The sequence below is a fragment of the Streptomyces turgidiscabies Car8 genome (assembly GCF_000331005.1).
GTDB classification, from domain to species: Bacteria; Actinomycetota; Actinomycetes; order Streptomycetales; family Streptomycetaceae; genus Streptomyces; species Streptomyces turgidiscabies.
On sequence record NZ_AEJB01000053.1, the window covers coordinates 1 to 20134 of the forward strand.

The window sequence follows — 20134 nt, forward strand, 5'->3', positions numbered from 1 at the left end:
CCGCCCGACGGTCCTCAGTCCGCCGCGCTCTCCAGCAGCTTCGTCGTGTCGACCGAGCCCTCGCGCGCGGCGACGAGGCGGCCCTCGCGCACGACCTGGAGGGTCACCTGCGCGTTGACCAGGCGCGGGAAGCCGACCACCGACAGCAGATCCTCGAAGCGCCAGCTCAACGTCGGGGTGAGGCCGCCGGTGGGGACCCGGACACCGTCGTCGAGGGCCCGCCGGACCGTGGTCGAGGACACCTCGCCCTCGCCCAGCGACTCGACGACCGCCTTCAGGACGGTGTACGCGATCCAGGTGGTCTGCACCCCCGCGTCCTGCGGGTCGATGCGGTTGTCGCCGAAGGCCTCCTCGTTGATGACCTTCCTCATCCCGTCCCAGCGGGCGTCGCCGGCCACCGGGTACCAGCCGGTGATGTACGAGCCCTCGTACGGGCCTGTCCTGCCCCCGGTCGCGTTGATCACCGTCTGGTCGACGCTGCCGAGGACGGTGGCGGTGCGCACGGCCGGGTAGTCCTCGCGGTCGCGCCGGAAGGAGTCCATGAAGGTGTTCGTACGGTCCCCGAGCGCGGGCACGACACAGCCCTCGTGCCCGGCTTCCGTGCCCCCAGTGCCCGCTGTGCGCTCCAGGGCGAGCTTCGTGTGCGTCCCGTACTCGGTGGCGGCCTCGGCCGCCAGCTGGTCCCGCGCCTCGGCGTGGCCGCCCGCCCGCAGCCCGGAGTCGAGGAGCTGCGGCAGCTGGTCGCCCGCGATGGTGTCGGGGCGGACCAGGGCGACGGGCCCGCAGACGGTCGCGAGTTCCTTGCCGAGGCCGGCCAGGAGGGCGGGCGAGCCGCCGTTCACCGGGTAGGACATCGGGTTGGTGAACTCGTCGTTGGTGACGCCGTACCCGCCGATGTAGGGGATTCCGGCGGAGACCAGCGGGCGCAGGAAGTCGTCGCCGTACTGGCTGTACGAGCCGACGACCGCGACGACGTCCTCGTCGGCGGCACGCCGGGCGCACTTCGCGGCGGCCACCCGTTCGTTGTGGTCGTTGCAGGTCAGGACCTTGAGCTTGCGCCCGTTCAGGCCCCCCGTGGAGTTGATCCAGCGCGCGTACGCCTGCGCCATGGCCGGCATACCGGGCTTGTTGGTGGCGTCGGTGCCCTCCGGCGCCCAGGTCATGACGGTGATGTCGCCGCCCTCGGTACCGGCCGAGGTGCCGGGGACGACCCCGCACCCGGCGGCGAGCGCCGCGCACACGGCCAGCACACCCATCGAGGTGGGGAGCGACGTGGGGAGTCTGGTGCGGAAGGAACTGCGAGTGCCTCGCCTGCCGGTCATGGACACGCACGATTCCGTCACACGGCCAACCCGGATGTGACCCTTGGTCGACAGGCGGTGACGGGGAGGTGAATTACGGGGGGTGTTGATCTCGTTTTCACAGGGACCGTACGATCGATGACCGTGCAAGGTTCGGAAGACTCTTCCCGTCGCGGCCGTCGCTCCCCCACCATGGGCGGCATGCCACTCAACGACATGCCGTGGTGGCGCTGGCGCAGCAATGTGCGCTCCGCGCTGCACATGCTCTCCGATCCGGTGTTCCAGCGAGACGTCTGGCTGGCCGGCGTCGACGGCTACGGGGACGTCACCGACGCCGTGTACCGCCTGGTCGAGGACACCTGGCTGGACAGCTGGTCCGCCGAGAAATACGTCGGCACGATCTTCCGGGACTCCCAGGAAGCCGCCCTCGTCGACACCGCCGTACTCCGCGTCCTGCGGATCATGCACCAGGTCGGCCCGGACGCCCCCGTCTCGGCCTACCTCGACCACGCCGGCTGGCCGGAGGCCGTCCGCGCGGCCCGGGACGCCCACGTGCGCCTCGCGGCGAGCGACGGCGAGGAACCGGACGTGCCGCCGCGCACGCTGGAGGTACTGCGGATACTGACGCGCTCGGCGTAGAGCATGGGCCGGGGCGTCTCGTCCGGTCTGTTCCGGGTGGCGGACGGGAGTCGGCCGTGTCAGGTGGATATGGGACCCTGTCCGGCATGAACGAGCAGTCCAGCCAGGCCGCGCCCCCCGCCGAGCAGTACGTCCTCACCCTCTCGTGCCCCGACAAACAGGGCATCGTGCACGCCGTGTCGAGCTACCTCTTCATGACCGGCTGCAACATCGAGGACAGCCAGCAGTTCGGCGACCGGGACACGGGACTGTTCTTCATGCGCGTCCACTTCTCGGGAGAGACGCCGGTGACGGTGGACAAGCTGCGCGCGAGCTTCGCGGCGATCGGTGACGCCTTCCACATGGAGTGGCAGATCCACCGGGCCGAGGACCGTATGCGGGTCGTCCTCATGGTCAGCAAGTTCGGCCACTGCCTGAACGACCTCCTCTTCCGCGCCCGCATCGGCGCGCTGCCGGTCGACATCGCGGCGGTCGTCTCCAACCACACGGACTTCGCCGAGCTGGTCGCCTCGTACGACGTCCCCTTCGTCCACATCCCGGTGACGAGGGACACGAAGGCACAGGCCGAGGCTCAGCTCCTGGAGCTGGTCCGCGAGAAGAACGTGGAACTGGTCGTCCTGGCCCGCTACATGCAGGTGCTGTCGGACGACCTGTGCAAGGCGCTGAGCGGCCGGATCATCAACATCCACCACTCCTTCCTCCCGAGCTTCAAGGGCGCCAAGCCGTACCACCAGGCCCACGCGAGGGGCGTCAAGCTGATCGGAGCGACGGCGCACTACGTCACGGCGGACCTGGACGAGGGCCCGATCATCGAGCAGGAGGTCGAGCGGGTCGCCCACGACGTGACCCCGGACCAGCTGGTGGCCCTCGGCCGCGACGTGGAGTGCCAGGCGCTGGCGCGGGCCGTGAAGTGGCATGCCGAGCGACGGATTCTGCTGAACGGGCGGCGGACGGTCGTTTTCGCGTAGCCGCCGTTCAGTCTTCGTCGCACCTCTCCAGCACGAGGCTCACGGATCCTTCTTCGAGTCCGGAGTGCTCATCCAGGTGGAGACGAGTCCCGTCCGGCGTGCCGTCCTGGGCGAGTGTGAGCAGGTGGCCGGCGAGGGTCTTCAGCCCGGCGGCGTTGGCCTCGATCACGATCTCCGCGCCCAGGTCGCGGACTTCGACACGCGCGCCTTCCTCCCACGTGAAGACTCTGGTGATTCCGTCGGTCACCGTTCTGACGTGGATGGTCGTCGGCGGAGCGATGTCGGGTTCAGCGGCCATACCCAAGCGTCCCGTACTCAGCTGCCGGGGGAAACCGCAGTCGCGGGGCGGCCTCAGGCGTCGCCCCCGACACCGCGATCGGGGGCGCTCATGTCCCCGGTCCTTGGCGTGCCGTCGGCGAGGCCGTAGCGCAGGTACACCGTGCCCTTGGGGCCGGCTGCCGGCGGTTCGAGGAGCGTGATGTTCGTGGGCACCGCGCCCTCGTCGAACACCTTCTTGCCGACGCCGAGGACGACCGGGTGCACCCAGAGGTCGAGACGGTCGAACAGCTTCTCGCGCAGCAGGGTCTGCACCAGGTCCAGGCTGCCGACGACCTTCACGTTCTCGTGCCGGTCCCGGATCTCGCGCACCGCGCCGGCGAGATCCGGGCCGAGCTGCGTGGACCCGGCCCACGGGAGGTCGGGCGTGCCACGGGACGCCACGTACTTGGGGACGCTGTTGAAGAGCGTGGCGATCTCGTTGTCCTCGCCGCCCTCCTGGTGTGGCCAGTACCCGGCGAAGATGTCATACGTCCGCCGGCCGAGCAGAAGAGCGTCCGTGCCCTCGTACGCGGCAAGGATCTGCGCCCCGGCGACCTCGTCCATCAGCGGCGCCTGCCACCCGCCGAACGGAAACCCCGCCGGATCCTCCTCGGGCCCACCGGGCGCCTGCCCGACGAGGTCGAGGGTTGCGAACATCTCGATGTGGATGAGGCCCATGACGTACTCCCGGTGTGGGTGAGGGTGAGCTGGCTGTCTCGGTCGGGGTGTAGACCTGGGAGAGCCGGGAAACTCATCGCCGGGGCGGGGCCCGGCAAGTGGTGAGGTCATAATTCCGGTGGCGAGTGCGTCAGGCGTCATGCCGAAAACCAGGAGGTGGGGAACCGTGTCGCGTCGGGATGCTGGGCTGGTGAGCAAGTCCGTGGCTGAGTACGACGCGGTTACCGAACCGTTGATGCGAAGGGTCTACGTCGGCCTGCGCGAGGACAGTCTCGACCCTCGCCAAGTTGTCGCTCTCGCCTGCGAACTCCTCGACTGGTCCCACTCCACCGACGCCATCCTGGAGGTCGTCGAACGGAATCCGGCCGAGGTGCCGCGAGTAGACATGACAGCCCTGGCCCGGCGCATCCTGGACGACATGGGGTTCGAGCCGGATTTCGACCTCGCCCCCGAGCGTCTGGAGACGCTGCGCGCAGCGCTGCGCATCGTGGCCCGCGATCTGCCCACGCGTGGGATCGAGGGTGAACCGGAGATCGAGGTCCTGGAGGACTGGTTCCCGGTGGGAGCCGGTGTCCGCCTCGCCGACGGCGAAAGGCTCAACTGGGGCGGCCACATCCTGCCGAGCATGTGCGACGACCTGGTCACGGCACTGACCTGTCTGACGATCATGATCCAGGAGAGCCTGCTCGAACGAACCTGGCAGGTCTGGCCTGTGTGCCCCCGCCATGACCTCGGCGTCCACGTCTCGGAGCGGGAGCGCGAGGTGGTGTGGTGGTGCACGGCCGACGCCGGACACGTGCTGGCGCCAGTCGGCGAACTCGCAGGCTCTCTCGGCGGTCCTCGCCACAAGTAGCACGGTAGAGACGAACGGCCCTCAACGCAGCCTCGCGCAGCGCTCTTTCAGCTCACCCTTTCCCTTTGGAGGGACGCCCTCATCGGGGTCACGGCAGGACAATCGGCAGGACAATGAGGTGACTCGACCATGGGGGAGTCGTCGTGGGAGACGGTCGACAGAGCGACACGATCATTGGCGTGGGCCGCGAACGGGTCTTCAGACCTCAACGGGGCGAGGGGATCCGCAGATCCCTCGGCTACATGGTGGGCCTCCTGGCCGGGTTGATCTCCGTCACCTTGGGCTTCGCTCTCGGTTTTGCCAACGGGGCCGCACGACTGCACTTCGATGACGCGGAGAAGATGCCAGCGGTAGTGGTCACTGCCGACTACGCCAAACCACAGCTGAAAGAGAGCCCCTCCTCCATCAGAGTCAGCCTCGCCGGCGTCCCGGACGGTTGGGCGTCGATCGACAACGTCCTGCTGGCCCCGGGCGGTCTGTCGACGGGTGACCGTGTCACCGTTCTCTACGACGCGGAACGACCTGGGCACGCCCTGTTCCCCAGCCAGCTCGGCTGGACGAAGTTGATGTTTCCCGGCGGACTGCTTTTCCTTGTCGGTCTTGTTCCGACCATCGGCTATGGCCTGGCGATTGCCAGGAAGGTCGCGGTGTACTTCCGAAGGTGACCCCGTCGTCCCCTGCCAGACGGGGTGGGCGTCACGGGGGTGCGCCCTCGCCGCCTTCATCGCGGCCTCGGGCAACCTGCCGCGTCGACTGCGATGGCATGCGTTGATTGGGTTCGCGTCGCCGTGTACCGGGAGGCGTTGATGGCTTGCCCCGCCTCGCCCTGCCGTTCATATCAACGACAGGTCGACCGGCGGCCATGGGTAGCCCAGTTGCTCCGCATCATGCGAACCTCCCCAGACCTCGGCTGTGGCACGGGGATCGCCTGCGGTCAGCCGCGCTTCAAGGTGCTCGGCTTGGACCGACGGGTCGTCCGCGGAGACCGGGAGGGTCATCCCGAACTGGAGCCACGGCAGATCTGAATCGGCCAGTTCACGGGGATGCCTCAGGACGACGCGAATGCGATCTGGTTCCTTGCGGGAGGCCCAGACACCTTCCAACTCGCAGTCCCACCTGGCGAGCCAGTCCCCGCGCCCTCTCAGCCCCGCCTCAAGCAGCCGCGCAACCGCTCCTGCCGGCCACTCCCAACTGCGGTCCTCTACGGCTCGCATGACCTCGGCCTCGTACTGAGCTGCGGTGAACCGAAGCTCCGGCAGGCCGAGGTCCTGATTGGCCAGGTCGCGCCAGCCCGCCCAGACAACATGATCCCCGTCGGGGGTGAGCGTCATGTACAGGGCGCCACAGCACTCCTCCACGCCGCACCCGGACCAAGCGATACGAACCGCGTGGGGCGTTGCCGTGACATGCAACGGCCCGTCCTGGCCCAGCAGATTTCTGGGGCTTGCTCCCACGTACCGGGAGCTTTTCCCGCCACCGGGGACCACCTCGGCCAGAAGATCCCGACCGTTGACGATCGGGCGTACCTCCACGACGCCCTCGTCGGGTGGAGGGCACGCGATGCTCAGCCTGAGAAGGTCCGGTCTCATGGTCATTGACCAATGATCGCGGAGTCGGCTCGCAACTGGCAGGTGAATTCGCGTGGCCGCCGGACAGAGCGGCAGTCCTGTCGGCTCCGCCGTCCCGGAGAAGCTCCGGTGACGTCGACACATGTTCGGAGGCCAACTGCGCTGAGGCCAGGCCGGTTTCGCGTCTCGGTCGGGTGCAACGGCCCGGGCGATTCGATCTCATTCCGGCGAGGACCGTAGCCCTCCTGTAATGCGGTGGTTCCTCGGGCTGTCGGTCGGTAGCGTGAAGGTCTTGATGACCGATACCGATTCCTGGGACACGATCGCAGATTGGTATGCCGAGCGGCTGCGGTCCGGTTCGGCGATGCACGAATTCGCCCGCGACGTTCTGCTCGACGAACTTCCACGTGACCTGCGTGGTCAGCGGATCCTCGATCTGGGGTGCGGGCAGGGGCTCATCACTCGTGCCCTGGCCGCTCGCGGCGGTTCCGCTGTCGGTATCGACCCTTCACCTCGCATGATCGAGCATGCTCGGGCTGCCGAGGAAGGCGGATCGAGCGGTGCCCGCTATGCCGTGGACGACGGGTGCTCCCTGGCCACGGTCGCCACCAGCAGTGTGGAGTGGGTGACCGCCGGGTTGTCCTTGAACAACGTGCCCGACCTGGCCGCCGCGCTCACTGCCGTGCGGCGGGTTTTGGTGCCAGGAGGGGTTCTGGTCTTCACCGTTCCGCATCCGTGTTTCGAGGCGCCGCATGCATGGTGGGGCGATGACGGGGACGAGAGGCCGTGCCGCGTAGTGGGGGACTACTTCGCGGAGGGATTCTGGCGCTCGGCCAATCCGGATGGCGCCCGACGGGCCGGGAACCAGCACCGGATGCTCTCCTCGTATGTGACCGATCTGCTTGAGCACGGGTTCGCAATCGAAAGCGTGGCGGAGTCGACTCCGGACGCGCGGGTGGTCGCCGAGCAGCCGCTGCGGGCCGGGTTGCCGCCTTTCCTGCTCATCAGCGGTCGTCGGAGCTGACGGGATCTGGCCTCACAGGTTCATCGGGCAGGGGCGCAGCGAGTCACGGGTGGTCGGCTGAGTTTTGACGTCGGGAGAGGGTCAGCCTGTGTCGCTCTCGGTCGATCTCGGTGACGACGACAGTGATCTCGTCGCCGACCTGGACGACGACTGATGGAGTTTCCACGGGCGTCCAGGTGAGTTCTCGCAGGTGAACCAGTCCCTCGCATCCGTCGGCGACCTGGACGAAGACGCCGAACGGGACCAGCTTGGTGACCTGTCCGTGCAGTTTCTGGCCCACGGCGATGCTGTCGGCGAATACATGAAAGGGGTCCGGTTGCATCGCTTTCAAGGAAAGTCGGGCTTCCAGGTTCCATGTGTCGAACTGGAGGAACTCGCATGAGACACGCTGCCCGACCTCCACGACGTCGGAGGCTGCTTCGAAACGTCGCCAGGACAGTTCAGCGAAGGAGATGAATCCGACGCCGGGGAAGACCGGATGGTCGGGGCCGTCGTCGAGTGCCACGAACACCCCGAACCGTTCGATCGCTGTGACGGTGCCGGAAAGGAACTCGCCGCGGCGCAGTGATTCCAGGAACGCCCAGAGTTCCGGGTTCTCAGAGGGCCCGCCCATCATGCGCCCCACCTTTTCACGAGGGACTGCGAACTGGGCAGGGGGTGCGGTCACGTTGCGGATTCGCCTGCCAGTTGACGGTCCGGACCGCTCCTCCGCGTCAAGGACGTCTACGGCGGGCAGGCTTCCGCTCTGCCCGCCGGTGCGGATCGGCATCTGCCGCTCTACCGCTCGGCCGTGCCCTCCTCTCCGTCGATCTCGTAGATCCGCTCTCGAAGCCGTTCACCGGCCCAGTCCAGTCCGACGCCCAGGTCGAACCAGTTCTGATCTTTGCGGGCTTGGGGTCGTGCGAGGTTCACCGCCGCCCAGGAGAACACCCCCAGGAGGATGGAACGCCCGTGCTGCGCTGTGTGGACAGACAACGCAAACGGCGCGGCGAGTGCCGCGCGGGTGACCAATATGGTCTGCTCGTCCGCGGCGCGTCGACGCCCGCCCGTGAGGAACCGGGGCGTTTCGAGGATCTTGACCCACTCGACCACTGCGTCTTCCGCCTGGGCGCGCAAGGACTCCTCGATGCCTTCCCGGACGGCGGTCGCGGGATCATCGCCGAGCCAGCCGAGCCAGTGCTCAGGATCAGTGAGCTTGGTGAAGTCGTCCTGCGGCACCCCGTGACGCGGATTCTTCTGGTACTCGCCCGTCAGTTTTCCGCTGCCGTCCACCACCCACGCGCCGCGGATCGCCTCGGGAGGCACATAGCCGTTCGGGTCGTCGATGTACGTCGGGTCGATCTCGGCGACACTGCCACCGGGATTCGCCGCGGCCTCGGCCAAGAGCGTCGGCTCGTTCGGTATGCCCTTACGTCGGCCTCGCGAGCCAAAGAGCTTCACGTCCCACCCCCATCATTCGCCCACCCAGTTGACCGCGATTGTTCCGCATGGGTCAGGCCCGTATGAGGCGGGCTGAGTGAGGGCGACGGGGTGTCCACGAGTTCCACGAGTACTGGTGACGTGCGGCGACAAGAGGTCTTGAAGATCGTCCCCGGGTAGTAAGTAGGGGACCGCACGTTCCTCGATCGGCCACACAGCTCGGTGGACAGCGGAACGGGGTCGGCAGAGAACGGACACCAGGAACGTTCGGTCGTGCCCTTCACGCCACAGCAAGAAGCGGCGAGTTCGTCGCCGACGTCGAGTGTGCCGGTGTCGACGGCGGGCTTGATTCGGCGCCACTTCGGTCGGGTGGCTCCGCTGGACCGGGTGTGCGTCAAGCGGGATGTTCGGCCGTGGGCGTCCAGAGGTCCCGTTGGGACAGGTGGAGTACGAGGGCCGCGATGTTCCAGGCGTCGTCCTCGCCTCGGTGGTGACGGCCTTCGAGTTGCCGGCCGGCGATCTTCAGGGCCTGTGCCATGCCGGGGCGTTTGCGCAGGCCGTATGCCTCGGTGAAGACCGCCTTGGCGTTGGTGTGGTGGCGGCCGAAGGGGTACGACGTCCGTGTCGCCTGGCACTGGCGGGTGAACTGGTGGCGGTCGTAGTCGCCCCAGCTGACCCACGGTCGGGTGCCCGCACGGTGCTCGGCCGCCAGCAGTCGGCACGCCTCGGCGAAACTGACCCCTTGGTCGACCTCGTGCTGGGTGAGGCCGGTCAGCTCCGTGCAGAACTCGCTGACCGTGGACCGGACGGGTTTCACCAGAATCCGGTGCCGGGCGAGACGCTCACCGGCGGCCAGGTCGATGACGGTCAGTCCCACCTCGATGATCTCGCTGACCGCGCCGGGCGGCTGGGAACCCGCCCAACAGGTCGCTTCGACGTCCACGACGTTGACGAGATACTCGGCCGAGGTGCTCTCCATGGCGGGAAGCGTAGAGAAGCACAGCGGCTGGAGCATGTGGTTTTCGGGGCTGCCTCCGGCGTCGGCCGCTCTCCTCCGTTCCCTACCCTCCTCTCCTCTCCTCTCCTCGACGGGAGATCCCGTCCATCTCCCCGTCTACATCCGGCTCAGCGAAGCCGCCGCGAACAGCACGTCCCTGATCGCCTCCCGGTCTCCGTCCTGGCCCGCCGCGGCCTCCTCCGGTGAGACGTGGCCTGCCGCCAGTTGGCAGAACTCCACGCCGTCCAGGGCCACATGGGCGACCTCGTGGGCGGCTGAGGGGACGGCGGCCGGGGAGTCCAGGGGGATGAACCATTCGCCCCCGCCGGAGCCCTCGATCTCCAGGCGGAGACTGCGACCGGGTTCGCCGGCCGGGACCAGGTGGCGGGTCGTCCGGTCCGGGGAGGCCAGGCCTGCCTGGCGGCGGGCGGCCAGAACTTCCGGGAGCATGCGGGCCGCGAGGTCGATCATGTCGTGGAGGTGGCGGGGGGCCGGCGGTTCGTAGGGGTAGTCGACCGCCTCCGCGATGTCCCCCGCATGCACCCAGCACTCGAAGGCGCGGTCCAACATCGAGTCCCGCAAGGGCAGTTCGAAGTCGCCGTACGGCACAGGCAGCTTCCCCGAGCCGCCGCCCGCGAACGCCACCGTCCGGACGATGCCATGGCTCTGCTCCCGCCACGGGAGCCGTACGGACCGGGTCGGCGGGAAGTACGAGGCACGCCAGTACGCCTCCGTACGGCCCGCCGGAGTCGGGGCGACCGGGGTCTTCTGCTCGCCGGTGAGCGGGTCGTCGAGGCCCAGCGCGACCGCGACCAGGCCGTCCACGCTCAGCAGGTGAGCGATGACCCCGGCGACCGTCGTACGGCGGGTCGTCTGCTCGTCGCGCTCGAACCAGCGCAGCCGCACGGGCGCGTGCCACTCCGCGTCGCCGAAGTCCTGCAGCAGGGCGTCGAGTCGGGCGGTCTCCGCGTCGTACGGGGCCGCCCACTCCGGTACCGGGATGCGCGGCGGGCGGCGGTCGAGGCAGCTCTGCAGGACGCGGGTACGCAGGTTCGGGTCCAGGTCCAGCGGCTCCGGGCGTTGCAACAGCTCGACCGCCTCGCGCAGCCGCCGCGCCTCGTCCGCGCAGGCTCCGCACTCCCCGAGGTGCTCCTCGACGGCCAGCGTCTCCTCCGGCGCACAGGCGGCCAGCGCCCACGCCCCGAGCAGCGACCTCAGTACGTCGTGTTCCAGGACGAGGGGCGCAGGGGGGACGGGGGGTACTGGCGCCACGTGGGGTACGTCGGGCAGGGGGCGCCCCGTGTCCTCCACCGAGGAGCGCGGCATCGGTATACGGCGCGGGCTGCCGCCGGTGCCCGAACCCCGGGCGTCGAAGTCACCGTCACCACCGTCACCGCTGCCCTCGCCGGTGTCGTTGTCGTCGTTCGGTCCCTGGGCGCCGTACCCCTCGTACTTCTCCCAGTCCCCCTCCTCGTGACCCGCGCCGCTCACACCGCACCCCCGTATTCGGGGGGTGCCCCTGGTGTGCCGGTGTCGTGGGCCGTGGACAGGAGCTGAAGGCCGAGGCGGAGGCGGCGGCGGGCCTCGGCCTCCGTGACGCCCAGGTCGGCGGCGGTCTGGCGGTAGTCGCGCCGTTGGAAGTACGCCAGCTCCAGGGCGGCGCGCAACGGGGCGGGCATCGACGTGACGATGTAGTCGGCGCGGGCGGCGACGGAGGCGCGGCGGACCCTGCGTTCCAGTTCCTCCATGGAGCCAGTGGCTCCCGCACATTCCGTGGAAGCACTGGAAGAGGTTGCCGGGTCGGTCGGGTCGTCGTGGGCCAGTGCCGCTGTTTCCGTCTGGCGGAGGCGCTGGACCGCGAGGCGGTGGGTCAGGGAGGCCAGCCAGGAACGCAGGGGGCCCTGTTTGGGCTCGTAGTCGTCGGGGTGCTGCCAGACGTGGGCGAAGACCTCGCGGGTGATGCGGTCGGCGGCCTGTTCGTCGCCGAGGACCCGGTGGGCCAGTCCGTGCACGAGGGACGCGAACCGGTCGTACAGCTCACCCAGCGCGGCTGCCTCCCCGCGTGCGAGCCGTTGCTGCATCTTGCGGTCCCAGCGGGGCGGTGTGTCCCTCTTCGGCATGCTGCCCCCTCACCCCCCGTACGTCTCGGTCGCGTCAGTTGTCCCAGTCGTGCCGTGCCGTGCCGTCCGTGTTCGTGTCCAGGTCCGGTGGCCGCCCACCCTCTCGTCGAATGTAGTCGGCCCCTCTGACAGCCCACTCCGCTTTGCGGCATTGTGCGCCCTCCGAAGGCCTCCGGATGGTAGAGAACCGACGGAGACCGACCAACCATGACGTAATCTGCACCATTTTCGATCGATCTGGATCGCGGGTGACCGAAACAAGCCCCTTGCAAACCGCCTGCAAGTCTCTTGCGGTCCGGGCCGAGCGGATGTGCGGTGTTTGATGACATGGCTGTTGGGAAGCCGCGTCGACAGGAAGCGTAAGTAAAGCTTCCGTTTCTGCCGGACGAGTCGGATAGAGGCGTGATGGTGGCGTTCAAGGTGACCGACGGCGAGTGCGGCGGCTGGACCGTGCTCCGGGTGTCCGGGGAAATGGATCTGGTCACCTCGCCGGAGCTGCGGCAGCGGGTGCACGACGCGGTGGCCGACGGCCGCCACAGCGTCGTCCTCGATCTCTCCGAGGTCGTCTTCTGCGACTCCAGCGGCGTCGGCGTCCTCATCGCCACCCGTCGGCTGCTGCGCTCCTGCCAGGGTCGCCTGCGCCTGATCCTGCCCGCGCAGGGAGCCGCGGAGAGCGCCCACGCCCATCACGTCAACCGGGTCCTCGGCGCCCTGGGGGTCCGTCGGCTCTTCGACGTCTACGGGGATGTCACCACGGCCGCCGACGAGGCCGCGGCGCCTCTCCAGGCGGCCTTCACGCGCGCGTGACCGGCCCCGCACCCGCACCACCAGATCCCTACGCGCCCGTGCCCGACCCCCACGCGCGCGTGACGCCGTTGTCGCGGAATTTACCCAGTCTCGGTACAGGTGTCGTTTTCCTGCTCCGGCGGTCACCCGCGCGTCGTACGCTCCGTGCGGGAAGACGACCCAAGACCTGGACCCAGGACCTCGACCCAGGACACCGGCGTAGGACGCAGACGTAAGGCAGGCCCGACAGACATGGTCAGCTCCGAGTACGGGCGGAAGATCGCCGCCCGGTTCGCCACCTTCGACCAGGACGGCAACGGCTACATCGACCGTGCGGACTTCAGCGTGGCGGCCAAGGCGCTGCTCGCCGAGTTCGGCACCCCCGCCCGGTCCGACAAGGGCCAGGCCCTCTACAGCGGTGCCGAGGCCTTCTGGCAGGGCATGGCGGGGATAGCGGACCGGGACGGCGACCAGCGGATCACCCGCGACGAGTTCGTGAACGGCGCCGTGAAGCGGCTGCACGACAGCCCGGGCCGGTTCGCCGAGATCGCCCGGCCCTTCCTGCACGCGGCCCTCGCGGTCGCGGACCGGGACGGCGACGGCGCGGCGACTCTCGAGGACACCGAACGCGTTCTCAAGGCGCTCGGCGTCCCCGAGGACGTCGCCGCCATGGCCGCCGCGACCCTCGACACCGACGCGGACGGCAAGGTCGGCGAGACGGAGATCGTCGACGCGTTGGCCCGCTACTTCGACGTCTCCGACTCGGACGAGGGCTCGGACTAGGACTCGGACGAGGGCTCGGACTAGGACTCGGGCGAGGGCTGGGGCGAGGACAGGGGCGGCGGCCCGGACGCGGGCTCGGACGCGGGCTCGGACACCGGCTCGGACGCGGGCTCGGACACCGGCTCGGACGCGGGCTCGGACACCGGCCCGGACGCGGGCTCGGACACCGGTCCGGACGCGGGCTCGGACACCGGCCCGGACGCGGGCTCGGGCACCGGTCCGGACGCGGGCTCCGGCGCCGCCGCCCCCGGCTCCGAATAGCGTTCGCGCAGCTTGTACTTCAGCACCTTCCGCAGGGCGTCGTTGCGCGGAAGGGCGTCCACCAGCTCCAGCCGCTCCGGCAGCTTGTGCACGGACAGCCCTTCCGACCGCAGATGCGAAGTCAGCCCGGCGAGGGTCAACTCACGTGCGCCTGCCGCCTGTTCCACCACCGCGCAGACCAACTCCCCGCGCTCCGCGTCCGGCAGCCCCACCACCGCCACGTCACCCACGCCCGGATGCGTGTGCAGCAGGTCCTCGATCTCCTTCGCCGAGATGTTCTCGCCCTTGCGGATGATGACGTCCTTGAGGCGGCCGGTGAGCACCAAGTGCCCGCTCCCGGTGAGGAATCCCAGGTCGCCGGTGCGCAGGAAGCCGTCCTCGTCGAAGGCCTCGGCGGTCTGCGCGGGGTCCAGATAGCCCTGGCACACGGCCTCGCCCCGCAGCCGCACCTCGCCCTCCGCCACCCGTATCTCCATGCCCTCCGGCGGACGCCCCTCCGTCGTCGCCAGGTTCTCGACCGTGTCGTCCGGCGCCCCCATGGTGATCATCGGCACCTCGGTCATCCCGTACCCGTGCGTGAGCTGCACGCCCATCTCGCGTACGACGGAGTGGTAGACCTCCGGCGGTTTCGGCGCCCCGCCGCCCGCGAGCAGCCGCAGGGAGGGGATCACCGGTTCGCCCGGCTGCTTGCGCTGCTCGGCGAGGAACATGGAGTAGAAGGCCGTGGACCCGCCGGCCACCGTGACGCCGTGCTTGCGGTAGCCCTCCAGCGCGTCCGGCAGCGCGAACTGCTCGAACATCACCGCCGGGAACCCGTACAGCAGGAGCATCACCGTGTAGTCGGGGCCGGCGATATGGGCGTACGGGAAGGCCATCGAGCCCACGTCCGACTCGGTGAGCCGCAACGCGTGGGCGAGGCACGAGCCGCCCGCGATGAGCGAACGGTCCGTGTGGAGCACACCCTTGGGGTCGGAGGTCGTGCCGGAGGTCCAGTAGATCCAGCGGACCGAGGTGCCCTCGGAGGGCGGGGGCGGTAGCAACGACGGTTCGCCGTCGGGGAGTTCGTCACTGTCGTACGCGCGGAAGACGCCCTTCGCGCCGAGCCGGTGAGCCATCTCCGTGTGGTCGAAGCCTCGCCAGACGCCCGGCACCGCGAAGAACTGCGCCTTCGACTCCCGTAGTGCGAAGCCGACTTCGCGGTCCCGGTAGAAGGGGATGACCGGCGACTGCACGGCGCCCAGACGGGCCAGCGCAAAGGAGAGCAGAGCGGTCTCGATACGGGTGGGCAGCTGCCAGGCGACGACCGTGCCGGGGCGTACGCCCATGTCGTACAGGCCCGCCGCCACCCGTTCGGAGCGGGCGCGGAGTTCGCCGAAGGTGAGGGCGCGGTCGTCCTGGAGGAAGACCGGCCGGTCGGGGGTGAGTTCGGCGCGGCGGGCCACCAGTTCCCAGAGGGTACGGGCCGAACCCAGGGCGTGTGCGGTGTCGACGACGTTCACGTTGCCCCCAGTTGCCAGTGCGAGTTGCCAGCTGACCGGAAAGTGTTCTGACGAACAGTCAGATTGTGCGGGGAGCGTAGGGCCTGGCGCCTTGTCGGTCCATAGGTGCGGGACTAACCTTCTAGAGGCGTAGAACTGACGGACCGTCAGATAATCAACACCGGCTGGCCAGGCGGAGGGGACCCATGACCGAACTGCCCCGCATCATCAGCGTCGACGACCACGTGATCGAACCCGCGCACCTCTTCGAGACCTGGCTGCCGGCCAAGTACCGGGACAGGGGGCCGAAGCCCTTCACCGCCGGAATCGGCGAACTCGCCTACGTGGGTGGCAAATACCGGATCACGACCGACCCCGACGGTCCGGTCACCGACTGGTGGCAGTACGAGGACCTGCAGTTCCCGTACAAGCGGATCATCGCGGCCGTCGGGTTCTCCCGGGACGAGATGACCCTCGACGGCATCACCCGCGAGCAGATGCGACGCGGCTGCTGGGATCCGAAGGCCCGGCTCGCGGACATGGACCTCAACCATGTCGAGGGCTCCCTCTGCTTCCCCACCTTCCCGCGGTTCTGTGGCCAGACCTTCGCCGAGGCCGCCGACAAGGAGGTCGCGCTGGCCTGCGTACGCGCCTACAACGACTGGATGGTGGAGGAGTGGTGCGGCGACAGCGGCGGCCGGCTGATCCCGCTGTGCCTGATCCCTTTGTGGGACGTCGAGTTGGCGGTCGCGGAGATCCGGCGCAACGCCGAACGCGGGGTGCGGGCGGTCACGTTCTCCGAGATCCCGACGTACCTCGGGCTGCCGTCGATCCACTCCGGCTACTGGGACCCGTTCTTCGCGGTGTGCGAGGAGACCGGGACGGTCGTCAACATGCACATCGGCAGCAGCAGCCAGATGCCCGCCGCCTCCCCGGACGCCCCGCCCGCCGTCCAGGCCTCGCTGAGCTTCAACAACGCGATGGCCTCGATGATGGACTTCCTGTTCAGCGGTGTGCTGGTGAAGTTCCCGACGCTCAAACTCGCGTACAGCGAAGGCCAGATGGGCTGGATCCCGTACGCCCTGGAACGCGCCGACGACGTGTGGCAGGAGCACCGCGCGTGGGGCGGGGTGCGGGATCTGATCCCGGAGCCGCCCTCGACGTACTACTACCGGCAGATCTTCTGCTGCTTCTTCCGCGACAAGCACGGAGTCGCCTCGATCGACGTCGTCGGCCGGGACAACGCCACCTTCGAGACCGACTACCCGCACGTCGACTCGACCTTCCCGCACACCAAGGAGGTCGCCCTCGACCACGTGAAGGGCCTCGACGACGAGACCGTCTACAAGCTGATGCGCGGCAACGCCATCCGCATGCTCGGCCTCGACCTGGACAAGTAGTGGACCTCGCAGACACCCCCCAAGAGGCGGAGTTCCGGGCCCGGTTGAGGGACTGGCTGGGGAAATCCCTTCCCTCGCTGCCGGCCAAGCCCTCGCCCGACGACTGGCCCGGGCGGCGCGCGTACGACCTGGGCTGGCAGCGGACGCTGTACGACGCCGGGTACGGCGAGGTCCACTGGGGCGCCGACCCGGCCGTACGGATGATCTTCCTGGAGGAGACGGAGAAGGCCGGTGCGCCCTATGTGGGGGCGAACTTCGTCGGGCTGCTGCACGCCGGACCGACCGTCGCCGCCGAGGGGAGTGACGAACAACGGGCGCGCTGGCTGCCGCCCGTGCTGCGCGGCGAGGAGGTCTGGTGTCAGGGGTTCAGTGAGCCGGACGCCGGTTCGGACCTCGCGGCGCTGCGCACCCGCGCGCGGCGCGACGGCGACCACTACGTGGTCAGCGGCTCCAAGATCTGGACCTCGCACGCCGAAGTCGCCGACTGGTGCGAGCTGTTGGTGCGCACCGACCCGGACGCGCCCAAGCATCGCGGGATCACCTGGCTGGCGATGCCCATGGACGCGCCGGGCATCACCGTACGGCCGCTGCGCACGCTCGCCGGGTCGAACGAGTTCGCCGAGGTCTTCCTCGACGAGGTCCGGGTGCCCGTCGCCAACCGGGTCGGCGAGGAGAACGACGGCTGGCGCGTGACCATGGTGACCCTGTCCTTCGAGCGCGGCACGGCGTTCGTGGGGGAGGTGGTCGCCTGCCGCCGGGTGCTCGGCGAACTCGCCCTGTCGGCACGGGAGAACGGCCGCTGGGACGACCCCGTCCTACGTCGTCGCCTCGGGCGGCTGAACGCCGAGTTCCGGGCGCTGTGGCGGCTGACCCAGTGGAACGTGAGCGAGGCGAGCGAGGGCGTGCCCGGGGTCGGCGGGTCCGTCTTCAAGCTGCGGTACTCGCATGCCCGGCAGGAGCTGTACGAGGCGGCGGCCGAGGTGCTGGGAGGGGAGGGCGGCTCGGCACTGGATCTCGAACAGCCCTGGCTGCTCGACCGGTTGTCCTCGCTGTCGTACACCATCGCCGCCGGCACCTCCCAGATCCAGCACAGCATCGTGGCCGAACGCGTTCTCGGACTGCCGAAAGGACGGTGACCCGAACCCATGCGCTTCCAACTCACCGAGGACCAGCGGGCGTTGCGGGCGGGTGTACGAGGGCTGCTGGCGGCGCGGTTCGGACGCGAGCGGCTGCGGGCGACCATGGACGTCGCCGACGGGCCCGAGCTGGACCGGGGGCTGTGGCGGGAACTGGGGGACGCCGGGTTCTTCTCGCTGCGGTTGCCGGAGGAGGCGGGCGGGGTCGGACTCGGGCTGCCCGAGGCGGTGTTGGCGTTCGAGGAGGCGGGGCGCGTACTGCTGCCCGGGCCGCTGATCGCCACGCATCTCGCGGCGGGGGAGGTGCCGGGGGCGGCGACGGGGGAGACGGTGGTGACCGGCGTCGACGGCGGCGGAGTGGTGGAGTGGCTGGAGGCTGCCGACGTCGTACGGGGGGACGTGGCCGGCGCGGTGCCGATGCGGTCGGTGGATCCGCTCACGCCACTGCACAGAGCGGGGGATCCGGACTCCGGCGACGGGACGGACGTACTCCTGACGTCTCTTCTGACCGCCGCCGAGCAGCTCGGCACCGCCGCCCGGGTGTGTGAGCTGGCCGTGCAACACGCGCGGACCCGTGAGCAGTTCGGGCGTCCGATCGGGGCCTTTCAGGCGGTGCAGCACCTGTGCGCCGGGATGCTGGTGCGGGCCGAAGTGGCGCGGGCGGCGGTGTACGCGGCTGCCGTCACCGTCGATCCGGCGGACATCGCGGCGGCCCGGCTGCTCGCCGACGAGGCCGCGGTGCGCGGCGCCCGCGACTGCCTTCAGGTGCACGGCGGGATGGGCTTCACCTGGGAGTCGGACGTCCATCTGTATCTGAAGCGGGCATGGGTACGGGCCCGCCGACCTGGCGCGGTGACGGAGTGTGAGGAGATGCTCGCCGCCGCGTTACTGGCCGAGACGCTGTGACCGGCGGTCGGAGCGGTGCTGGCCGGATTGATGTCGCCGATCGTGGCGCGATCGAACCGTGACCGAGGTGTTGTGAGATCACTCAGCGTCGATACCGGGTTGTGTCCTTCGCGGGACTCGTCACGGCCCGGAGTCGTGTGTTCCCTCCGGTACCTTCTGTGGCATGCGAGTGGTTCCGAGGTCGAGCCATCCCGGTGTCGCCCCTGAGGCGGCCCCGGATTCGGCGGTGCGCGCCGCTCGCGGGGCGGTTAGACGACTTCAGCTCGCCTGTTCGACTATGCGCGGCGAGCGTCGCACAGTATGCCGCAGGCGTACTCCTTCGCGTTGGAATATGCCCGAAGCGCTTGTTGGCGTGACTGTACGTCAACCATGCTTTCTCGTAAGGGACTCACGTTCTGTGATCCCCGATCTGGCCGCCGGCCCAACCGTTGTTCTGGGCATGCAGAAAATGGCTACGATCGTGGCCCTCGTGCGGCGCGAGGCGATGTGTCCGCCGGTTCGGATGGTGTGAGCGGTGCAGGTGCTTCAAGTGCAGCTGGAGATCCGGCCCGACCCCGCAGAGGTGGGGCGGGCCCGGAGATGGGTGCGGTCGCGGCTTGCCGGGTCCGGGGTGTCGGACGACGAGCCACTGGCCGAGACGCTGATCCTGCTCGTTTCCGAACTGGTCACCAACGCGGTGGTGCACACCGGGCGTCCCGCCGTGCTGCGGCTGACGTTCAAGGGTGTGTGCGCGGCGCAGACCGGCGCCCAGGGCGTGGCCGGCGGAACCGTACGGCTGGAGGTCGTCGACCTGAGCGCCTGCCCGCCCGCGCCCCGGCACGCCGAGCGTGACGAGACCAACGGGCGCGGGCTGGAGCTGGTCGACGGGCTCGCCGACCGCTGGGGGTGGAGCCCCGAGGGGGTCGGCAAGCGCATCTGGTGCGAACTGGACCGCTGCCCGGCTCCGGCGCCGTGCGGGGGCGGGAACGCCGTCGCCGCGCCGGGGGTCGCCGCGGCCGTCGTATCGGCCGCTGCGGCGGCCGGCACCGCGGCCGCGACCACCGTCACGGCTTCCGCGTACGGGGGCATGGCGGCGTACGAGGCCGTCTGACCGGGACGGCCCCCTGGCGGTGCCGGGCATGGGGTCGTACGTCATGCCCCGTCGTGTCGTGTTCGGTGCCGTGCTCAGTGCGGCGCTCGGCGGGGCAACGGGTGCAGAAAAGCCCGGCTTTCCGGTCCGGTGTGGTGCGGTGCGCCGGGGTGTGCCCCTGTGCGCGGTTGTCGCAAAACGGACGTAAGCGATAAATCCCCGAACGGGTGTTGACGTGACGTGACCGGGTGAACACGCTTGTGTTCAGCGCGATCCGCCGTGAGGGGACGGCGAGGGTTCGGGGACGGGGGCCCTCGGCGAGTGTGGATCGTGATTCGGCGTCGGCTCCTTCAGGGCCCGGGGGGGTGGGGCGGGAACGCCGAAGGCGGGTGGCGGCGCGCGATGCCGTACTTGGGGTGGGCAATGGCGC

General features: G+C 69.4%; 21 protein-coding genes. 11 read left to right on the forward strand and 10 right to left on the reverse strand.

Features of this window, described 5'->3' with window-relative positions; translation table 11 throughout:
• Positions 1-14 precede the first annotated feature (14 nt).
• The gene (locus STRTUCAR8_RS03570) at positions 15-1322 is read right to left on the reverse strand and encodes an ABC transporter substrate-binding protein (RefSeq protein WP_044471571.1); all 1308 of its coding nucleotides are present in this window, start codon (positions 1320-1322) and stop codon (positions 15-17) included.
• A gap of 117 nt (positions 1323-1439) precedes the next feature.
• Between STRTUCAR8_RS03570 and STRTUCAR8_RS03575 the strand changes: the two genes are divergently transcribed.
• Together STRTUCAR8_RS03575 and purU are read left to right on the forward strand one after the other, a co-directional pair.
• Complete coding sequence (locus STRTUCAR8_RS03575) at positions 1440-1940, forward strand: SCO4402 family protein (protein WP_006374073.1); 501 nt, start codon at positions 1440-1442, stop codon at positions 1938-1940.
• 86 nt (positions 1941-2026) lie between these two features.
• Entirely contained in the window at positions 2027-2908 is an 882-nt protein-coding gene (gene purU / locus STRTUCAR8_RS03580) for a formyltetrahydrofolate deformylase (protein WP_044471572.1), read from the forward strand.
• Between the two features lie 7 nt (positions 2909-2915).
• Here purU and STRTUCAR8_RS03585 read toward each other — a convergent pair whose 3' ends face one another.
• Complete coding sequence (locus STRTUCAR8_RS03585) at positions 2916-3206, reverse strand: Imm32 family immunity protein (protein WP_006374072.1); 291 nt, start codon at positions 3204-3206, stop codon at positions 2916-2918.
• A 53-nt stretch (positions 3207-3259) separates the two neighbouring features.
• Complete coding sequence (locus STRTUCAR8_RS03590; protein ID WP_006374069.1) at positions 3260-3904, reverse strand: dihydrofolate reductase family protein; 645 nt, start codon at positions 3902-3904, stop codon at positions 3260-3262.
• Between the two features lie 190 nt (positions 3905-4094).
• On the opposite strand from STRTUCAR8_RS03590, the gene STRTUCAR8_RS03595 reads away from it, so the two are divergent.
• Positions 4095-4757: a hypothetical protein gene (locus tag STRTUCAR8_RS03595; protein WP_100247483.1), complete on the forward strand. Its 663-nt coding sequence runs from the start codon at positions 4095-4097 to the stop codon at positions 4755-4757.
• A gap of 143 nt (positions 4758-4900) precedes the next feature.
• Positions 4901-5422 (forward strand): DUF3592 domain-containing protein, encoded by a 522-nt coding sequence (locus STRTUCAR8_RS03600; protein WP_006374071.1) that lies wholly within the window; start codon positions 4901-4903, stop codon positions 5420-5422.
• A 168-nt stretch (positions 5423-5590) separates the two neighbouring features.
• Here STRTUCAR8_RS03600 and STRTUCAR8_RS48135 read toward each other — a convergent pair whose 3' ends face one another.
• Positions 5591-6088, reverse strand: coding sequence for a hypothetical protein (locus tag STRTUCAR8_RS48135; RefSeq protein ID WP_234372530.1), 498 nt, complete (start codon positions 6086-6088; stop codon positions 5591-5593).
• 487 nt (positions 6089-6575) lie between these two features.
• Between STRTUCAR8_RS48135 and STRTUCAR8_RS48140 the strand changes: the two genes are divergently transcribed.
• On the forward strand, positions 6576-7349 hold the full coding sequence (locus STRTUCAR8_RS48140; protein WP_048818703.1) for a class I SAM-dependent methyltransferase: 774 nt from the start codon (positions 6576-6578) through the stop codon (positions 7347-7349).
• 43 nt (positions 7350-7392) lie between these two features.
• On the opposite strand, the gene STRTUCAR8_RS03615 is transcribed toward STRTUCAR8_RS48140, so the two are convergent.
• The 5 genes from STRTUCAR8_RS03615 to STRTUCAR8_RS03635 form a co-directional block, all read right to left on the reverse strand.
• Complete coding sequence (locus tag STRTUCAR8_RS03615; protein ID WP_006374067.1) at positions 7393-7965, reverse strand: S1 RNA-binding domain-containing protein; 573 nt, start codon at positions 7963-7965, stop codon at positions 7393-7395.
• 161 nt (positions 7966-8126) lie between these two features.
• A complete protein-coding gene (locus STRTUCAR8_RS03620; protein ID WP_234372531.1) occupies positions 8127-8732 on the reverse strand; it encodes a hypothetical protein in 606 nt (201 codons plus the stop codon).
• 430 nt (positions 8733-9162) lie between these two features.
• Complete coding sequence (locus tag STRTUCAR8_RS03625) at positions 9163-9747, reverse strand: 3'-5' exonuclease (protein WP_006374060.1); 585 nt, start codon at positions 9745-9747, stop codon at positions 9163-9165.
• A 135-nt stretch (positions 9748-9882) separates the two neighbouring features.
• Entirely contained in the window at positions 9883-11256 is a 1374-nt protein-coding gene (locus STRTUCAR8_RS03630; RefSeq protein ID WP_006374064.1) for a zf-HC2 domain-containing protein, read from the reverse strand.
• Positions 11253-11885, reverse strand: coding sequence for a sigma-70 family RNA polymerase sigma factor (locus tag STRTUCAR8_RS03635; protein ID WP_006374063.1), 633 nt, complete (start codon positions 11883-11885; stop codon positions 11253-11255). Before STRTUCAR8_RS03635 ends, STRTUCAR8_RS03630 begins: the two co-directional genes overlap by 4 nt.
• Positions 11886-12287: 402 nt before the next feature.
• Between STRTUCAR8_RS03635 and STRTUCAR8_RS03640 the strand changes: the two genes are divergently transcribed.
• Together STRTUCAR8_RS03640 and STRTUCAR8_RS03645 are read left to right on the forward strand one after the other, a co-directional pair.
• Complete coding sequence (locus STRTUCAR8_RS03640) at positions 12288-12692, forward strand: STAS domain-containing protein (protein ID WP_044471573.1); 405 nt, start codon at positions 12288-12290, stop codon at positions 12690-12692.
• 231 nt (positions 12693-12923) lie between these two features.
• Positions 12924-13454: an EF-hand domain-containing protein gene (locus tag STRTUCAR8_RS03645; protein WP_006374054.1), complete on the forward strand. Its 531-nt coding sequence runs from the start codon at positions 12924-12926 to the stop codon at positions 13452-13454.
• Between the two features lie 20 nt (positions 13455-13474).
• Here the strand turns inward: STRTUCAR8_RS03645 and STRTUCAR8_RS03650 are convergent, their stop codons facing one another.
• Positions 13475-15214 carry an AMP-binding protein gene (locus tag STRTUCAR8_RS03650; RefSeq protein ID WP_006374068.1) on the reverse strand — a complete coding sequence of 580 codons (1740 nt, stop codon included), beginning with the start codon at positions 15212-15214 and terminating at the stop codon, positions 13475-13477.
• Positions 15215-15399: 185 nt separating this feature from the next.
• On the opposite strand from STRTUCAR8_RS03650, the gene STRTUCAR8_RS03655 reads away from it, so the two are divergent.
• From STRTUCAR8_RS03655 to STRTUCAR8_RS03670, 4 genes are all read left to right on the forward strand, one after another.
• The gene (locus tag STRTUCAR8_RS03655) at positions 15400-16593 is read left to right on the forward strand and encodes an amidohydrolase family protein (RefSeq protein WP_006374065.1); all 1194 of its coding nucleotides are present in this window, start codon (positions 15400-15402) and stop codon (positions 16591-16593) included.
• Positions 16593-17729, forward strand: coding sequence for an acyl-CoA dehydrogenase family protein (locus STRTUCAR8_RS03660; protein WP_006374061.1), 1137 nt, complete (start codon positions 16593-16595; stop codon positions 17727-17729). The genes STRTUCAR8_RS03655 and STRTUCAR8_RS03660 overlap by 1 nt, the downstream gene beginning before the upstream one ends.
• Before the next feature lie 9 nt (positions 17730-17738).
• Positions 17739-18635, forward strand: a complete 897-nt coding sequence (locus STRTUCAR8_RS03665) for an acyl-CoA dehydrogenase family protein (protein WP_006374075.1) — start codon at positions 17739-17741, stop codon at positions 18633-18635.
• A gap of 514 nt (positions 18636-19149) precedes the next feature.
• A complete protein-coding gene (locus STRTUCAR8_RS03670) occupies positions 19150-19725 on the forward strand; it encodes an ATP-binding protein (protein ID WP_006374057.1) in 576 nt (191 codons plus the stop codon).
• Positions 19726-20134: the final 409 nt, after the last annotated feature.

Coding starts and splice junctions, on each gene's coding strand:
- STRTUCAR8_RS03570 (WP_044471571.1), bottom strand. CDS start 1,322: ATGACCGGCAGGCGAGGCACTCGCAGTTCCTTCCGCACCAGACTCCCC.
- STRTUCAR8_RS03665 (WP_006374075.1), top strand. CDS start 17,739: ATGCGCTTCCAACTCACCGAGGACCAGCGGGCGTTGCGGGCGGGTGTA.
- STRTUCAR8_RS03575 (WP_006374073.1), top strand. CDS start 1,440: ATGACCGTGCAAGGTTCGGAAGACTCTTCCCGTCGCGGCCGTCGCTCC.
- STRTUCAR8_RS03585 (WP_006374072.1), bottom strand. CDS start 3,206: ATGGCCGCTGAACCCGACATCGCTCCGCCGACGACCATCCACGTCAGA.
- STRTUCAR8_RS03655 (WP_006374065.1), top strand. CDS start 15,400: ATGACCGAACTGCCCCGCATCATCAGCGTCGACGACCACGTGATCGAA.
- STRTUCAR8_RS03590 (WP_006374069.1), bottom strand. CDS start 3,904: ATGGGCCTCATCCACATCGAGATGTTCGCAACCCTCGACCTCGTCGGG.
- STRTUCAR8_RS03615 (WP_006374067.1), bottom strand. CDS start 7,965: ATGATGGGCGGGCCCTCTGAGAACCCGGAACTCTGGGCGTTCCTGGAA.
- STRTUCAR8_RS03645 (WP_006374054.1), top strand. CDS start 12,924: ATGGTCAGCTCCGAGTACGGGCGGAAGATCGCCGCCCGGTTCGCCACC.
- purU (WP_044471572.1), top strand. CDS start 2,027: ATGAACGAGCAGTCCAGCCAGGCCGCGCCCCCCGCCGAGCAGTACGTC.
- STRTUCAR8_RS48135 (WP_234372530.1), bottom strand. CDS start 6,088: ATGACGCTCACCCCCGACGGGGATCATGTTGTCTGGGCGGGCTGGCGC.
- STRTUCAR8_RS03625 (WP_006374060.1), bottom strand. CDS start 9,747: ATGGAGAGCACCTCGGCCGAGTATCTCGTCAACGTCGTGGACGTCGAA.
- STRTUCAR8_RS48140 (WP_048818703.1), top strand. CDS start 6,576: ATGCGGTGGTTCCTCGGGCTGTCGGTCGGTAGCGTGAAGGTCTTGATG.
- STRTUCAR8_RS03635 (WP_006374063.1), bottom strand. CDS start 11,885: ATGCCGAAGAGGGACACACCGCCCCGCTGGGACCGCAAGATGCAGCAA.